A 16,533-nucleotide genomic window follows, 5' to 3' on the forward strand; every position below is an offset into this window, starting at 1 on the left:
CGAAAACTTGCCGCCTTCCCCCAGCACGAATTATTTAGCGCATTAGCGTAATTTTTAATTTTAAAAATAAAACAAACACCCTCTGTAAATTACCGGGCATGGTGAGCGGCTTCGCTATGCCCAAAATCTGGAGACAGATTGCGATGGATATTCCAGTTACTGCTGCAAAAATAGGGCGTCGCCGTTACCTGACGCTGATTATGATCTTTATTACCGTGGTTATCTGTTATGTCGACCGTGCCAATCTCGCGGTGGCGTCGGCGCATATTCAGGAAGAGTTTGGTATTACGAAAGCGGAAATGGGCTATGTCTTCTCGGCTTTTGCCTGGTTGTATACCCTATGCCAGATCCCGGGCGGCTGGTTCCTTGACCGCGTCGGTTCACGTCTGACCTACTTTATCGCGATATTTGGCTGGTCGGTGGCAACCCTCTTCCAGGGCTTCGCCACCGGGTTGATGTCGTTAATTGGCCTGCGTGCCATTACCGGGATATTCGAAGCCCCGGCGTTTCCGACCAACAACCGCATGGTGACGAGCTGGTTCCCCGAGCACGAACGCGCCTCCGCCGTCGGTTTTTATACATCCGGACAGTTTGTTGGTCTGGCGTTCCTGACCCCGCTGTTGATCTGGATCCAGGAGATGCTGAGCTGGCACTGGGTGTTCATTGTCACCGGGGGGATCGGCATTATCTGGTCGCTGGTCTGGTTTAAGGTGTACCAACCGCCTCGTCTGACCAAAAGTATCACCAAAGCGGAACTGGACTATATTCGTGACGGCGGCGGCCTGGTGGATGGCGATGCGCCCGTCAAGAAAGAGGCGCGTCAGCCGCTGACCAAAGCGGACTGGAAACTGGTGTTCCACCGTAAGCTGGTGGGTGTTTATCTGGGCCAGTTTGCCGTCACCTCTACGCTGTGGTTCTTCCTGACGTGGTTCCCGAACTACCTGACGCAGGAAAAAGGCATTACCGCGCTGAAAGCGGGCTTTATGACCACCGTTCCGTTCCTCGCGGCGTTCTTTGGCGTACTGCTTTCCGGATGGCTGGCGGATAAGCTGGTGAAAAAAGGCTTCTCGCTGGGCGTGGCGCGTAAGACACCGATTATCTGTGGTCTGTTAATCTCCACCTGCATTATGGGTGCAAACTACACCAACGATCCGGTGTGGATTATGACCCTGATGGCGGTGGCGTTCTTCGGTAACGGCTTTGCTTCCATCACCTGGTCACTGGTCTCTTCGCTGGCACCGATGCGCCTCATCGGCCTGACGGGCGGCGTGTTTAACTTTGTCGGTGGGCTGGGGGGCATCACCGTTCCGCTGGTGATTGGCTACCTTGCGCAGGACTACGGCTTTGGTCCCGCGCTGGTCTATATCTCCGCCGTTGCCCTGATTGGCGCGCTCTCTTACATCCTGCTGGTGGGTGATGTAAAACGCGTAGGTTAATACTCCTTTACCAGCCCGCCAGACGTTGTGGTGGGCTGGTCATCCTGGCTCAGTGGGATATGCGCGATGCCGCTTCGCATAATCGCGCTTCGCAATACGGGCGCAGTCAAACAACGACTCTTCAGGATCTTGCCGTACAGTTTACCGCGCAGTGGGCGGGTGGCCTTCCGGTAAGCGCGGTTCATCTCCGGCGCATTCTTCAGCAGCACAGACTTGAGGATCTCTGCGCTATCCAGGGCGTAGCTAATCCCCTCCAGTGAACTGGCGCTGATAAACCCGGCGGCCTCACCAATCAGAAATGCGTTATCTTCACCGCAGACGAAATCCGCCCAGCGCGACGGAAAGAGTACGGTACATTTCTCGCTTTTCACCGGCGTGCCGAAGCGGAACTGAAAGGCCGCCATTTTCTCTTTCAGCGTCTCGAAGCGGGTCTGGCCATCCTTCATGGGATAAGCGCCACCAAAGATGAAATAGCCGTCTTTGCTGATGCTCCAGGAGTAACAGTCCGTTGCGGCGTTATCGAAAATGCAGGAGTAAAACGGGACCGGATGACTTTCTGCGAACCACTGTTGGATGGCGACATATTTGCGAATCTGATGTTCCGGATAAAGATAGCGACGCACCAGTGAGTTTGCTCCGTCGGCCCCCACCAGATAGCGGGCAGTAATCTTTTGCTCCCAACCGTCGGCGCGAAAAATCACGTGCCATTTCCCCTCTTCTCGCCAGATTTTTCGACACAGGCTGTCGTGATACACCTGTACCTCATCCGGGATCAGCGACTTCATCCATAAATCAAAGGCATGACGGTTGATATTGATATAGCTGCGCTGGTAGTTGCGCGTCAGCGAGGTGTCGACATCCACCGTTTTGACACTGAAAATTTGCGGGTTGGAGATGACGTCCACCGGCAGCGTAATTCCGTCGCGAATAAACGAACGCTGTGCATCCGGAGCCAGTAAACCGCCGCAGGGTTTGGTGAACCCTTCATTGCCGCAGTGACGTTTTTTATCCAGCGCAAGCACGCGCATTTTACCGCTCAATTTACGCGCCAGCGTTGCGCCGGCCGGGCCGAGACCGATAATCGCTACGTCGAAATGTTCCATCTCTTTGTCCGCAAAAAATGAAGATGGCACTACGCTAATGCCTGAAAGTGAAGTCCTTGTGAAGTATGATTGATGAAATTGTCCCCGACCTGAGCATCCCATGAAGCAAATCACCTTTACGCCGCGTAATCATCAGCTTACCAATACCCGGACCTGGACGGCGGACAGCCGCTGGCTGGTTTTTGATGTCCGCCCGTCAGGGGCGTCTTTCACCGGTGAAACCATTGAACGGGTAAATGTCCATACCGGTGAGCTGGAGGTGATTTATCGCGCGACGCAGGGGGCGCATGTCGGCGTGGTAACGGTGCATCCGCAGGCGGAGAAATATGTGTTTATTCATGGGCCTGAAAACCCGGATGCGACGTGGCAATATGACTTTCATCATCGTCGCGGCGTGATTGCCGAACAGGGGAAAGTGACGAATCTGGATGCGATGGATATCACGTCACCCTACACGCCGGGCGCACTGCGTGGTGGTAGCCATGTTCATGTTTTCAGCCCGAACGGCGAATTTGTCAGCTTTACCTACAACGATCATGTCATGCATGAACGCGATCTGGCGCTGGACTTACGCAACGTTGGCGTCGCGGTGCCTTATGGGCCGGTGACGGTGTCGGCGCAGCATCCAAGAGAATACTGCGGCAGCCACTGGTGCGTGCTGGTCAGCCAGACAACGCCTGAACCCACGCCGGGCAGCGATGAAATCTCTCGTGCCTACGAAGAGGGCTGGGTGGGAAATCATGCGCTGGCGTTTATCGGCGACACGTTGTCTGAAAGCGGCGAGAAAGTACCGGAGCTGTTTCTGGTCGAACTCCCGCAGACGGAAGCGAGCTGGAAAATGTCCGGTGAGGCACCACTGGAAGGCACGGATTCCACGCTACCCGCACCGCCGCGCGGAGTGACACAGCGCCGCCTGACGTTTACCCATGCACGTCGTTTCCCTGGGCTGGCAACGGTTCCGCGTCACTGGGTGCGCGGTAATCCGCAGGCGACGGAGATTGCGTTCCTGATGCGTGATGAGGTTGGTATCGTGCAACTGTGGCTAATTTCGCCGCAGGGTGGGGAGCCCCGCCAGTTGACCCGTCACGCCACGGGAATTCAGTCCGCGTTTAACTGGCATCCGTCGGGGAAATGGCTGGGATGTGTGCTGGATAACCGCATTGCCTGCTGTGATGCGCGCAGCGGAGACATCACGTTTTTAACGCAGAATCACGGCACCCCGCCTTCTGGGGATGCTGTGGTTTTCTCGCCTGATGGTCAGTTTGTGGCGTGGATGGAAGATGTAGACGGTTTCCGTCAGCTGTGGATGACAGAAACCGGGCGGTAATCAGGGGGCGGACATTTTTGCTGGAGGGATCACGGAGTTGGTTATCTGTGTTCTCTCCTCGCTTCTTTCGACACGCGATCTGACCGAATTGTCTTTACGGAACAGATCCCACGGCAACAGGATCGTGTCCATTACTGCCGTAAAGGGCATATCCAGTATCGCCAGCGATTTGGTACCCCAGTTTGTCTCATCGTCACCTATCATCGTGGCGCTGGCGCGGGTGCCAGGATAAGTTCCCTCTTTACCACCGGTATGTGACATTACGCTGGAGCAACCACTCAGTAAAACTATCCCACTGCACATCATCAGCGTTAATAACACATTTCTTATCATGATTTATTCATCTGTTGATCATCGGTGTTTGCATGATGAGTTATAGCGATCCCTTGCCAGAAATAACATCCTCATCACGTCGCACTGTGGCGGCTATCGCACTTTAACGTTTAGTGCTTTCCCCTCCCAGTCTATGCAATGGACAGCAAACTGCAAAAAAAAGTCAGCCAGGAGTGCTTGAAAAGTGCGTAATCAGACCCATTTTGATGGTGTAGGCAAATGAAGAGCACGCCTGATGGGTGTTCTGACTACCGGGCCTGTCCATGATGGAAGGTCATTTAACTTCTCGCTGATTTCAGGAGCTATTGATTATGCGTAACTTTGATTTATCCCCGCTGTACCGTTCTGCTATTGGTTTTGACCGCCTGTTTAACCTGCTGGAAAGCAATCAGAGCCAGAGTAATGGCGGCTACCCTCCGTATAACGTTGAGCTGGTAGACGAAAACCATTACCGCATTGCCATCGCCGTTGCCGGGTTCGCAGAGAGCGAGCTGGAAATTACCGCACAGGACAACCTGCTGGTGGTGAAAGGCGCACATGCGGACGAGCAAAAAGAACGGACCTACCTTTACCAGGGTATCGCGGAGCGCAACTTTGAGCGTAAGTTCCAGTTAGCTGAGAACATCCATGTTCGCGGCGCGAATCTGGTCAATGGTCTGCTGTACATCGATCTTGAGCGCGTAATTCCGGAAGCGAACAAACCGCGCCGTATCGAAATCAATTAATTCTGTCGGGCCGCGTTGCGCGGCCTGTTATCCCGGGCTCGCCGACAGGGGGCCTATGCGAATCCACGGATTTGCAGGTACGACTATGCCCTAAAACATTTACGTTGCAGGGTTTAGTGAAAACTCGCTTCTTAGAAGGAGAATGATTATGCGTAACTACGATTTATCCCCGCTGCTGCGTCAATGGATCGGTTTTGACAAACTGGCCAACGCGTTACAAAACACCGGTGAAAGCCAGAGCTTCCCACCCTATAACATTGAAAAAAGTGACGATAACCACTATCGCATTACGCTTGCGTTGGCGGGGTTCCGTCAGGAAGATCTGGATATTCAACTGGAAGGCACCCGCCTGACCGTAAAAGGCGCACCGCAGCAGCCTGAAAAAGAGACCAAATGGTTGCATCAGGGGCTGGTCACCCAGTCGTTCAGCCTGAGTTTTACCCTGGCTGAAAACATGGAGGTTTCCGGCGCGACGTTTACCAACGGGTTGTTGCATATCGATTTGACCCGTAATGTCCCGGAAACAGTCGCTCCGCAACGTATCGCCATCAGCGAACGTCCCGCATTAAATAGCTAATTTAGCTCCTTGCCTTTGCCCCGCCAGAAATGACGGGGCTTTTTTGTGCGCGAAGACAACACCGGGTTTTGGGGAATGATGCCCTTACCAGAAGAAAGCATTCAGCAACTTCAGGTTACGATGAAGAAAAAGGGGAAGAAACGCCCATCATGAGGGCGTTTTAGCGTCGTTTCAGCACCAGAATGTGCGCCATCTTGCATATATGCCTGAACGGTTCAGTCATAATCCACGTAAATAGAAATGTTATTCACAGGGAATAAAAAATGAGTGATATAGCATTGACGGTCAGCGTTCTGGCGTTGGTGGCGGTTGTCGGATTATGGATCGGCAATATCAAGGTGCGGGGTGTCGGCTTTGGCATCGGCGGCGTGTTGTTCGGCGGCATTATCGTCGGCCACTTCGTTGATCAGGCTGGGGTGACGCTGAGCGGCGATATGCTGCACTTCATCCAGGAATTTGGCCTGATTCTGTTCGTCTACACCATTGGGATTCAGGTGGGGCCTGGGTTCTTCGCCTCGCTGCGGGTTTCTGGCCTGCGTCTCAATCTGTTTGCGATTCTGATCGTCATCATCGGCGGACTGGTCACCGCCATCCTGCATAAAGTGTTTGCTATTCCGCTCCCGGTGGTGCTGGGGATTTTCTCCGGTGCGGTCACCAATACACCGGCGCTGGGGGCCGGACAACAAATCCTGCGCGATCTGGGTACGCCAATGGAGCTGGTGGATCAGATGGGGATGAGCTACGCGATGGCGTATCCGTTTGGGATTTGCGGCATTTTGCTGACCATGTGGCTGATGCGCATGATATTTCGCGTCAATGTGGAAGCGGAAGCGCAACAACATGAATCGACGCTCACCAACGGGCATTCGCTGATTCAGACCATCAATATTCGCGTTGAGAACCCAAACCTCAACAATATGGCGATTAAGGATGTGCCGATCCTCAACAGCGATAAAATCATCTGCTCACGACTGAAGCGTGAAGAGACGCTGATGGTGCCGTCGCCGGGAACGGTGATTCAACTGGGTGATTTGCTGCACCTGGTCGGGCAGCCGGGCGATCTGCATAACGCACGACTGGTGATAGGTCAGGAGGTGGATACCTCACTGTCGACCCGGGGCACCGATTTGCGCGTCGAACGCGTCGTGGTCACCAACGAAAAAGTGCTCGGCAAACGCATCCGCGATTTGCACTTTAAAGAGCGTTACGACGTGGTGATTTCTCGACTGAACCGTGCGGGCGTTGAACTGGTGGCCAGCAGCGATGCCAGTCTGCAATTTGGTGACATCCTTAATCTGGTGGGACGACCCGCTTCGATTGATGCCGTTGCCAATGTTGTGGGTAATGCCCAGCAAAAACTGCAGCAGGTGCAGATGCTACCGGTGTTTATTGGCATCGGTCTGGGGGTGCTGCTGGGGTCCATTCCGCTCTTTGTTCCCGGCTTTCCGGTGGCGTTAAAGCTGGGGCTGGCGGGCGGGCCGCTGATTATGGCGCTGATTCTGGGGCGTATCGGCAGCATTGGTAAGCTGTACTGGTTTATGCCGCCAAGCGCGAACCTGGCGCTGCGTGAACTGGGGATTGTGCTGTTTCTGGCCGTGGTGGGGCTGAAATCGGGTGGTGACTTTATCAATACGCTGACTCAGGGCGATGGTCTGAGCTGGGTGGGCTACGGTATTTTTATTACTGCTATCCCGCTTATCACCGTCGGTTTACTGGCGCGTATTTTTGCCAAAATGAACTACCTGACGCTGTGCGGGATGCTGGCCGGTTCGATGACCGATCCGCCTGCGCTGGCGTTTGCTAACAACCTGCATGCCACCAGCGGCGCGGCGGCACTGTCGTATGCGACGGTATATCCGTTGGTGATGTTCCTGCGTATTATCACGCCTCAACTGCTGGCGGTGATTTTCTGGGGGCTGGGATAACCCTTTCAAATGCCAGATGGTGCTTCTCCATCTGGCATTTTACTTCGTATGTTTCAACACCGCAGAAGGCGCATAGCCAAACTTCTGTTTAAACGCTTTGCTGAAATGAAATGAGTCAAAGAAGTTAAGCCTGTCCGCCACCTGACCTACCGTATTTCCATCCTGTTTCAGTAACGATAATGCCAGTTCCAGTCGGGCATCCAGCACATACTCTTTTGGCGTCTTACCGGTATAGCGTAGAAACAGACGGCGTAACCAGGCTTCGCTGCAGGGAAGTGTCGCAGCCATGTCTGCGACGCTCCAGCGTCGTTGTAGACTGGTATGGAGCATGGCGATCAATTTTTCAATTTGCATTCGCTGCGGGTCTTTTTTACCCTCCGCGTAAATAAGACAAATCCATTGATAAATAATCTTAGTGAGAAAGGCCACAGCAAGGTTATTTTTCATTGCATCCGCTGATCTTATTAATTGAGAAACTTCTTCCAGTTCATGGTTATAAACCTCACCGTTATAAATTACACTTTGTTGTCGTATAGGAATATCCATAACGCTGGTTGGAGTAAACTCCATCCAGTACTGTTCCCAGACTAAACCTTCACAATGATAAGATTGAATATCCATTGGTTTTAAAAAGATAATACAGTTTCCTGTTAAGGTAATATGCTCGCCATTTTTGAGTAAAATCTTCCCGCAGCCCTGTACGGTATAGACGGCGACCCATGAATTGGCGATCAGCGGCTTTTTCTTATCTCGCGGCCAAATGACCCGGTACTGTTCATCGGCGTAGGTGTGCCATAACGAGATCAGTGAAATTCCGCTAGAGATCACATTTTCGTGAATTAGTAGCGGAATATTGTACGGAGTTTCGTTTTTTACATGCGAACTTTGCAAATTTCCATTCATTTTAATTTCCAGCCGGAGAATTATGCCCACAACCTGAACATATCAGAAGTGAATGGTCCAGGGATATGACGTATTAACTTTTATTAAATCTGACTGCCTGACCTGGCTTGAATACCTCATGTCAACTCTACAGCTGCCAGGACATAAAGAAAAATAAGGGCTACGAGATGAATACGCTACAGATTTTGAGCTTTGTGGGTTTTACGCTACTGGTGGCGGTAATCACCTGGTGGAAGTTACGTAAAGCGGATACCGGTTCGCAGCAGGGATATTTTCTGGCGGGACGTTCATTAAAAGCGCCAGTGATTGCAGCGTCGCTGATGCTGACCAATCTCTCGACAGAACAACTGGTGGGGCTGACCGGTCAGGCCTACCGTAGCGGGATGTCCGTAATGGCGTGGGAAGTAATTTCCGCGATCCCGCTGATTTTTCTGGCGCTGATCTTTCTGCCGCGTTACCTACAGCGCGGCATCGCGACCATCCCCGATTTTATTGAAGAACGTTATGACAAAACGACCCGTATTATCATTGACTGTTGTTTTTTGATTGCTACGGGGATCTGTTTCTTACCGATCATTCTCTATTCCGGCGCACTTGCCTTTAACAGCATGTTTCATGTCACTGAAACATTTGGACTTTCCCAGCATATGGCGATCTGGCTGATGGCGGTGGTGTTGGGGATCTGCGGCATTCTGTATGCCGTCGTGGGCGGAATGCGCGCGATTGCTATTGCCGATGTGATCAACGGTATTGGTCTGGTAATCGGTGGCCTGCTGGTGCCGTTGTTTGGTCTGATGGCGATGGGCAACGGCAGTCTGAGCGACGGCATCACGCGCCTGACCCAGGATCACAGCCAAATGCTGAACTCCATTGGTGGCAGCAATGACCCGGTACCCATCGGCGCGGCGCTCACTGGACTTATCCTGGTGAACACTTTCTATTGGTGTACTAATCAGGGGATTGTGCAACGTACGCTGGCGTCTAAAAGTCTGTCTGAAGGGCAAAAAGGGGCACTGCTGACAGCGGTACTGAAAATGCTGGACCCGCTGATTCTGGTACTGCCAGGTGTGATCGCGTTTCATCTGTTTCAGGACCTGCCAAAGGCGGATATGGCTTATCCGGCACTGGTGAACAAAGTAATGCCATTGCCACTGATTGGCTTTTTCAGTGCGGTGCTTTTCGGTGCCATTATCAGCGCTTTCTGTGGTTTTCTGAACAGCGCTTCGACGTTGTTTAGTCTGGGCATTTATCGCCGACTGATCAATGAACAGGCCAGTCCTGATCAATTGGTCACTATTGGTCGCCGTTTTGGTTTCATCGTGGCGGTGGTTTCGGTGCTGGTTGCGCCGTGGATTGCCTACGCTCCTCAGGGACTCTACAGCTGGATGAAACAGCTTAACGGTATCTACAATGTTCCTCTGGTCACTATCGTTATCATGGGATTCTTCTTTCCACGCATCCCTGCACTGGCTGCGAAGGTGGCGATGGGGCTCGGGATCGTCAGTTACATCACTATCAACTACCTGGTGAAATTCGATTTCCACTTCCTCTACGTACTGGCCTGCACATTCTGTATCAATGTCGTGGTGATGCTGATTATTGGTGCCATCAAACCGCGTGCCACGCCGTTTACATTTCACGATGCGTTCGCTGTTGATATGGAACCGTGGAAAAACGTCAAAATCGCCTCCGTTGGCGTCCTGTTCGCGATGATTGGTGTCTATTCCGGACTGGCACAGTTTGGGGGGTATCACTCTCAGTGGCTAACGATTATCAGCTACGCCATCACGGCGGCCGTGGTGGTTTATTTGATTTACAGCAGTTGGCAAACGCGCCGTTCTGTCACTGCGCCCTGTGTCCCTGATGCTAAGGATAACGCATGACCCGTCCTAACTTTTTGTTCATTATGACCGATACACAGGCGACCAATATGGTGGGCTGTTACAGCGGTAAAGAACTGAATACAAACAATATTGATAATCTGGCTGCCGAAGGTATTCGCTTTAACGCCGCGTATACCTGTTCACCCGTTTGTACCCCTGCGCGTGCGGGGTTATTTACCGGTATTTATGCCAATCAGTCTGGCCCGTGGACCAATAATGTCGCGCCAGGGAAAAATATCTCCACGATGGGGCGTTACTTTAAGGATGCGGGCTACCACACCTGCTATATCGGTAAATGGCATCTCGATGGACATGATTACTTTGGTACCGGCGAATGCCCGCCGGAATGGGACGCTGACTACTGGTTCGATGGTGCAAACTACCTGGCGGAATTGAGTGAACAAGAGATCAGCCTGTGGCGCAATGGTCTTAACAGCGTGGAAGATTTACAGGCTAATCAGATCGATGAAACCTTCACCTGGGCGCATCGCATCAGTAACCGGGCTGTGGATTTCCTCCACCAGCCTGCGCGAGCCGATGAGCCGTTTTTGATGGTGGTTTCGTATGATGAGCCCCACCATCCGTTCACTTGTCCGGTGGAGTATCTGGAGAAGTATCAGGACTTCTATTACGACCTGGGACCAAAGGCGTACGATACGCTGGCAAACAAACCCGAGCATCACCGTTTATGGTCGCAGGCGATGCCTTCTCCGGTGGGTGATGACGGGCGCTATCACCACCCGCTCTATTTTGCCTGCAATGATTTTGTCGATGACCAGATTGGTCGGGTGATCAATGCGTTAACGCCAGAGCAGCGGGAAAATACCTGGGTGATTTATACCTCCGATCACGGCGAAATGATGGGGGCGCATAAACTCATCAGTAAAGGCGCGGCGATGTACGATGACATTACGCGCATCCCGTTGATTATTCGCTCACCGCAGGGTGACCGCCGCCAGGTGGATACGCCGGTAAGTCATATCGATCTGTTACCGACGATGATGGCGCTGGCAGGCATCGACAAACCCGCTATTTTGCCGGGTGAAAACATCCTGGCCGCAGAATCTCCGCGAGGCGTAATGGTCGAGTTCAACCGTTACGAAATTGAACATGACAGCTTTGGCGGTTTTATCCCGGTGCGTTGTTGGGTTACGGATGCGTACAAGCTGGTGCTGAATTTATTTACCAGCGATGAACTGTATGACCGACGTAACGATCCTGATGAGTTGCATAACCTGATTGATGTCGATGCGTTTGCCAATGTTCGCTGCCAGATGCATGACGCGTTATTAGACTATATGGATAAAATCCGTGACCCGTTCCGCTCCTATCAGTGGAGCCTGCGACCGTGGCGTAAAGACGCGCAGCCGCGCTGGATGGGCGCTTTCCGCCCGCGCCCTGAGGATGGTTACTCCCCGGTAGTGCGTGACTACGATACTGGTTTGCCAACGCAGGGTGTGAAAGTAGAAGAGAAAAAACAGAAGTTCTGAGGTCTTTTTTGGTACTCCCTTCTCACTCATGATGAAGGGATTATCATCCACAGGAACCTTCATGCATCGACCTGATTTGCAGAGTTTATTAATGCTATTGATCCAGGTGCTCAGGTAATATTGCGGTTATTTCATGCACATTTTTGCGCATTCAGTAGGGGGTTAAATGAAGATTTCCCGCCTCGGAGAAGCCCCGGATTACCGCTTCTCACTGGCAAACGAGCGTACCTTTCTGGCGTGGATCCGCACCGCGCTGGGTTTCCTGGCCGCCGGCGTTGGGCTTGACCAACTGGCGCCGGACTTCGCCACGCCGGTGATCCGCGAGCTGTTGGCGCTGCTGCTCTGTTTGTTCGCTGGCGGCCTGGCGATTTACGGTTATCTGCGCTGGCTGCGCAATGAAAAGGCGATGCGGCTGAAAGAGGATTTACCTTATACCCGTAGCCTGCTGATCATCAGTCTGATATTGACCATTGTGGCGATTGTGGTCATGGCGCTGGTGCTGTATGCCGGATAGCCGTAAGGCCCGTCGCCTGGCCGATCCGGGACTGCAGCCGGAGCGCACGTCGCTGGCATGGTTTCGCACGCTGCTGGGCTACGGTGCGCTGATGGCGCTGGCGATAAAACATCACTGGCATCAGGCGGGATTCTTGTTCTGGGTCTCTATCGCGGTGCTGGCTATCGTGGCTGTGATCCTCTGGCGTTATACGCGCAAGCGTAATCTGATGGATGTCTCGCATCTTGATTTTGCCCAATCGCGCGCGGTTCGTGACAAATTTATGATCTCCCTCGCGGTGTTATCTCTCGCAATACTGTTTGCTGTAACGCACATTCGCCAACTTATCGTATTTCTCGGGAATTTAGCATGACAGGATGTCAGGTCATGGCCAAGCCGGCCAGTTCACGTTGTAACCTGGATTGTCGTTACTGCTTTTACATTGATAAACCCGCCCACCCGGTGATGGATGACACCACGTTATCGACGTTTATTCAGCAGCACATTGCCGCACAGCCAGGGCCAGATGTTCTGTTTGCCTGGCAGGGAGGAGAACCGACGCTCTGCGGTCTGGATTTTTTCCAGCGCGTGGTGGAGTTACAAAAGCAGTTCGGCGCGGGGAAGCAGATCCAGAACGCTTTTCAGACCAACGGCATTTTGCTCAATGACGCATGGTGCCGCTTTCTGCATGATAATAACTGGCTGGTGGGGCTTTCACTGGACGGTCCCGCCGATTTGCATGATGCCTTTCGCGTTAGTCGTCGCGGCAATCCGACCCATCAAAAAGTGATGACTGCGCTGCAAAAACTGGTCGAACACCATGTGGAGTTCAACCTGCTGGTGGTGGTGAATCGCCTTAACAGCAGCCAGCCGGAGCGGATGTATCACTATCTTCGCCAGCTTGGGACGCCTTTCTTACAGTTTATTCCGCTCGTTGAGCAGGATGAGCACGGCAGGTTGACGGCGGAATCGGTCGAGCCACAGGCGTGGGGGCTGTTTCTTAACTCGGTATTTGATATCTGGGTACGGGAAGATATTGGCCGGGTGTATATTCAGCTCTTTGACTCGACCCTGGGCGTGTGGTGCGGCTATCCGTCGCAAATGTGCGCGCTAAGTCAGGACTGTGGTCATGCTTTCGCGCTGGAGGCTAATGGTGATTTGTACCAGTGCGATCATTATGTTTATCCGCAATACCGGCTGGGCAACATTCATCACACTCCGCTGAAGGCGCTCAATGCCAATCCGCAGGCGATAGCTTTTGGGGAGCTGAAAAGGTCCACGTTAAGCGCAGCGTGTCAGGCCTGTTCGCTGCTGCGCTTTTGTCATGGTGATTGCCCTAAGCATCGGGATGAGAGTGGGAAAAGCATGCTGTGCGCCGGATACAGCGACTTTATCCGTCATACCGCGCCGCACATGCGTGTGATGCGCGATTTGATCAGGCAGCATCGCTCACCGGCAGAGCTGATGGCGATGCTGCGTGCCGGGCGTTAGCGCCCTTTCGCCAGGTATTGCGTCATTTCTGCTTCTGGTACCATGCCGCCGCCCGTCGCCCAAACCAGGTGCGTTGCATTATTGAGCTGCTCAGCGCTAATACCCTGCATTTGCTGATAGTCAGTGGATGCGCAAACACGCTGAGGCCCGGCCATTCCCGCCAGCGCCGACGGTTCCAGACGAATGTTCTCTTCCTGCGCCAGCCAGCCCAGCATGTCGTACATGGACTGATCGCTGAGGGTATACAACCCATCAAGCAGGCGTTCCATCGCTCTGCCGACAAAGCCCGATGCCCGCCCTACCGCCAGGCCGTCTGCCGCCGTCAGGTTATCGATACCGATTTCCTGCACGGAGATCGCATCATGCAGACCGGTATACACACCCAGCAGCATGCAAGGCGAATGAGTCGGTTCAGCGAAGAAGCAGTGCACGTTATCACCAAATGCCAGTTTCAGACCAAACGCTACCCCGCCGGGGCCACCGCCCACGCCGCATGGCAGGTAAACAAATAACGGGTGATCGGCATCCACCACGCGACCTTGCTGTTCGAATTGCGCTTTCAGACGCTGGCCCGCAACCGCATAGCCTAAAAACAGCGTGCGGGAGTTTTCATCGTCGATAAAGAAGCAGTTCGGATCGGACTCCGCCGCCTTACGGCCCTGTTCAACCGCCACGCCGTAATCGTCTTCGTATTCAACAACCGTGACGCCGTGGCTGCGCAGTTTGGCTTTCTTCCATGCACGGGCATCCGCAGACATATGCACCGTGACGTTAAAGCCAATGCGGGCGCTCATAATGCCGATAGACAGCCCCAGGTTACCGGTTGAACCCACCGCGATACTGTACTGACTAAAGAACGCTTTGAACTCCGGAGATAGCAGAACGCTGTAATCCTCTTCGGGGGTCAGCATCCCGGCGTCCCGCGCCAGTTTTTCGGCGTGCGTCAGCACTTCATAAATACCACCGCGCGCTTTAATCGAGCCGGAAATCGGCAGATGGCTGTCTTTTTTTAGCAGGATTTCGCCACAGATTTTCTGGCCGTACTGTTTTTCCAGACGCTGCTGCATGGCCGGAATGGCGACGACTTCAGATTCAATAATCCCCCCGGTCGCAGCGGTTTCCGGGAAGGCTTTGGCCAGATACGGCGCAAAGCGTGCCAGACGGGCGTGGGCGCCCTTAACGTCTTGTTCCGTCAGCCCTACATAAGGTAAACCTTCCGCCAGAGAGGTGGTTCCCGGGTTGAACCAGGTCGTTTCTCGCAGAGCCACCAGATCCTCCACCAACGGATACTGGGCGATGAGTTTTTGTATGTTTTCCATAGGACGTCTCTTTGCGCTTAGATGATAAAGGAAAGCAGGAATGTGCAAGCCAGTGCAATGACCGAGGCGATAAATGTCGCGGTCGTATAGTATTTGAACGTCTCATTCAGGGTGGCGCCGCAGTACTGCTTAACCAGCCAGAAGAGGGAGTCGGTAACGATTGTGCAGCCAATAGCACCGGAACCGATGGCAATAGCGATAATCTCCGGACTGACGTTGGGATAAAGCGGCAGCATCGGCGCGACAATCGCCGTGGCGCCCATCATCGCGACGGTGGCTGAACCGACCGCCGCGTGCAGAATCAGCGCCACCAGCCAGGCCAGCAGAATCGGGTGCATATCCATATTGGAGAGGATCACCGCCAGCGTATCTGCCAGACCGCTGCTCTTGAGGATGGCGTTGAACGCCCCGCCCGCCCCGATAATCAGCAGAATGTTGGCGATAGAACCAAAACCGTTTTCGGTATGGGTGAGCAGTGCGCTCATACCGATATGCTGGCGCAGACCGAGAATGTAATACGCCACGAAGACGGCGATAAACATCGCGGTGATCGGGTTACCGATAAATTCCAGCAGAGTGTACAGCGTGCTGCCTTTGGTCATGTTCAGTTCAGCCACGGTTTTCACCAGCATCAAACCAATCGGCAGCAGGACGGTAAACAGCGTTGCGCCCAGCGACGGCAGCGTGCTTTCTTCGCGTACTTTGAGGTCCGCAAACTCAGCGGGAACCGGTTTGAACGGCAGGCGATTACCGAGAAATTTCAAGAACAGCGGGCCGCCGATCAGCGATGCCATCAGGCCAACCAACAGGCCGTAGACGATCACCGAACCAATATCCGCGCCCAGTTTATTGGCGACAAACAGCGCCGCCGGGTGCGGTGGTACGACGCAGTGAACGGCCATCAGCGCGGTACACAGCGGGATGGCCAGTTTCAGCAGCGAGGTGTTGGTTTTTTTCGCGATGGAGAACGCCAGTGGAATTAACAGCACCACGCCAACTTCAACGAACAGCGTGATCCCGCAAATCAGCCCCACCAGCACCATAATGACGTCAGCAGAGAGCCAGCGACAGCGCTGGAGCGTTAAGCCGATGCGTTCTGCCGCGCCGGAAACCTCCATCATTTTGCCGAGAATTGTACCCAGACCGATGACGGCGGCGAGAAAGCCCAGCGTTCCGCCAATCCCGCTCTCAATGGCGTTGACCATATCCAGCGGCCCCATGCCCATCATGGCTCCCACAAAGAAACTGGCGAGCAGCAGTGCCAGGAACGGGTGGAATTTGAATTTCACGATGGTCAATACAATTAACACAATGCTAATTAGCAGCGTGCTCACAACCCAGATTTGAGAGTGCATATCTCACCTTGCCCTGTGATTAACCTGCTCCTATTGGACAAAAATTCGGCGTGGGCTGACAAACGATATAAATCCTCGCTCACATGAATCAGATTGAATCAAAGAGGTGATTTACATCGAATATTCGCGTAATTTTGCGATATGGTTCACTCTCATTCATCTTTGTGCTGATT

Annotated in this window: 15 protein-coding genes and 1 other annotated feature; of the genes, 10 read left to right on the forward strand and 5 right to left on the reverse strand. The window is 53.3% G+C overall.

The features are described 5' to 3' along the window. Positions 1 to 98: 98 nt before the first annotated feature. Positions 99 to 1,436, forward strand: coding sequence for an MFS transporter (locus AL479_RS09045; protein ID WP_061075829.1), 1,338 nt, complete (start codon positions 99 to 101; stop codon positions 1,434 to 1,436). Here AL479_RS09045 and cbrA read toward each other — a convergent pair. After that, positions 1,433 to 2,539 carry a colicin M resistance lipid reductase CbrA gene (gene cbrA / locus AL479_RS09050; RefSeq protein ID WP_061077952.1) on the reverse strand — a complete coding sequence of 369 codons (1,107 nt, stop codon included), beginning with the start codon at positions 2,537 to 2,539 and terminating at the stop codon, positions 1,433 to 1,435. The genes AL479_RS09045 and cbrA overlap by 4 nt on opposite strands. Positions 2,540 to 2,639: 100 nt before the next feature. Here cbrA and AL479_RS09055 point away from each other — a divergent pair, with 100 nt between their 5' ends. Next, positions 2,640 to 3,866: a DUF3748 domain-containing protein gene (locus AL479_RS09055; RefSeq protein WP_061075830.1), complete on the forward strand. Its 1,227-nt coding sequence runs from the start codon at positions 2,640 to 2,642 to the stop codon at positions 3,864 to 3,866. Here the strand turns inward: AL479_RS09055 and AL479_RS09060 are convergent, their stop codons facing one another. Next, positions 3,867 to 4,199, reverse strand: a complete 333-nt coding sequence (locus tag AL479_RS09060) for a YceK/YidQ family lipoprotein (RefSeq protein ID WP_061075831.1) — start codon at positions 4,197 to 4,199, stop codon at positions 3,867 to 3,869. 243 nt (positions 4,200 to 4,442) lie between these two features. Further along, positions 4,443 to 4,517, forward strand: a sequence feature (ROSE (Repression Of Heat Shock gene Expression) occurs in the 5'-region of heat shock genes and acts as an RNA thermometer to modulate expression.). Between AL479_RS09060 and ibpA the strand changes: the two genes are divergently transcribed. From ibpA to AL479_RS09075, 3 genes are all read left to right on the forward strand, one after another. Then, entirely contained in the window at positions 4,511 to 4,924 is a 414-nt protein-coding gene (gene ibpA, locus AL479_RS09065; RefSeq protein ID WP_042998723.1) for a small heat shock chaperone IbpA, read from the forward strand. Its footprint overlaps the feature before it by 7 nt. Before the next feature lie 148 nt (positions 4,925 to 5,072). Next, positions 5,073 to 5,501, forward strand: a complete 429-nt coding sequence (gene ibpB / locus AL479_RS09070) for a small heat shock chaperone IbpB (protein ID WP_061075832.1) — start codon at positions 5,073 to 5,075, stop codon at positions 5,499 to 5,501. Between the two features lie 263 nt (positions 5,502 to 5,764). Then, the gene (locus AL479_RS09075) at positions 5,765 to 7,426 is read left to right on the forward strand and encodes a putative transporter (protein WP_102603091.1); all 1,662 of its coding nucleotides are present in this window, start codon (positions 5,765 to 5,767) and stop codon (positions 7,424 to 7,426) included. Positions 7,427 to 7,465: 39 nt separating this feature from the next. Here the strand turns inward: AL479_RS09075 and AL479_RS09080 are convergent, their stop codons facing one another. Next, the gene (locus AL479_RS09080; protein WP_061075833.1) at positions 7,466 to 8,329 is read right to left on the reverse strand and encodes an AraC family transcriptional regulator; all 864 of its coding nucleotides are present in this window, start codon (positions 8,327 to 8,329) and stop codon (positions 7,466 to 7,468) included. A gap of 167 nt (positions 8,330 to 8,496) precedes the next feature. Between AL479_RS09080 and AL479_RS09085 the strand changes: the two genes are divergently transcribed. From AL479_RS09085 to AL479_RS09105, 5 genes are all read left to right on the forward strand, one after another. Next, positions 8,497 to 10,212 (forward strand): solute:sodium symporter family transporter, encoded by a 1,716-nt coding sequence (locus tag AL479_RS09085; RefSeq protein WP_061075834.1) that lies wholly within the window; start codon positions 8,497 to 8,499, stop codon positions 10,210 to 10,212. Then, complete coding sequence (locus tag AL479_RS09090; protein ID WP_061075835.1) at positions 10,209 to 11,702, forward strand: sulfatase-like hydrolase/transferase; 1,494 nt, start codon at positions 10,209 to 10,211, stop codon at positions 11,700 to 11,702. Before AL479_RS09085 ends, AL479_RS09090 begins: the two co-directional genes overlap by 4 nt. A 166-nt stretch (positions 11,703 to 11,868) precedes the next feature. Beyond that, positions 11,869 to 12,216 carry a YidH family protein gene (locus tag AL479_RS09095; RefSeq protein ID WP_042998720.1) on the forward strand — a complete coding sequence of 116 codons (348 nt, stop codon included), beginning with the start codon at positions 11,869 to 11,871 and terminating at the stop codon, positions 12,214 to 12,216. Further along, on the forward strand, positions 12,206 to 12,568 hold the full coding sequence (locus AL479_RS09100; protein ID WP_061075836.1) for a DUF202 domain-containing protein: 363 nt from the start codon (positions 12,206 to 12,208) through the stop codon (positions 12,566 to 12,568). Before AL479_RS09095 ends, AL479_RS09100 begins: the two co-directional genes overlap by 11 nt. Then, positions 12,565 to 13,686, forward strand: coding sequence for an anaerobic sulfatase maturase (locus AL479_RS09105; protein WP_192575251.1), 1,122 nt, complete (start codon positions 12,565 to 12,567; stop codon positions 13,684 to 13,686). Before AL479_RS09100 ends, AL479_RS09105 begins: the two co-directional genes overlap by 4 nt. Here AL479_RS09105 and dsdA read toward each other — a convergent pair. Both dsdA and dsdX read right to left on the reverse strand, forming a co-directional pair. Continuing rightward, positions 13,683 to 15,005, reverse strand: a complete 1,323-nt coding sequence (dsdA, locus tag AL479_RS09110; protein WP_061075838.1) for a D-serine ammonia-lyase — start codon at positions 15,003 to 15,005, stop codon at positions 13,683 to 13,685. The two genes, AL479_RS09105 and dsdA, sit on opposite strands and share 4 nt — an antisense overlap. 17 nt (positions 15,006 to 15,022) lie before the next feature. Then, the gene (gene dsdX, locus AL479_RS09115; protein ID WP_061075839.1) at positions 15,023 to 16,360 is read right to left on the reverse strand and encodes a D-serine transporter DsdX; all 1,338 of its coding nucleotides are present in this window, start codon (positions 16,358 to 16,360) and stop codon (positions 15,023 to 15,025) included. Between the last annotated feature and the right edge of the window lie 173 nt (positions 16,361 to 16,533).

This window comes from Citrobacter amalonaticus, from assembly GCF_001559075.2.
Classification (GTDB): domain Bacteria; phylum Pseudomonadota; class Gammaproteobacteria; order Enterobacterales; family Enterobacteriaceae; genus Citrobacter_A; species Citrobacter_A amalonaticus_F.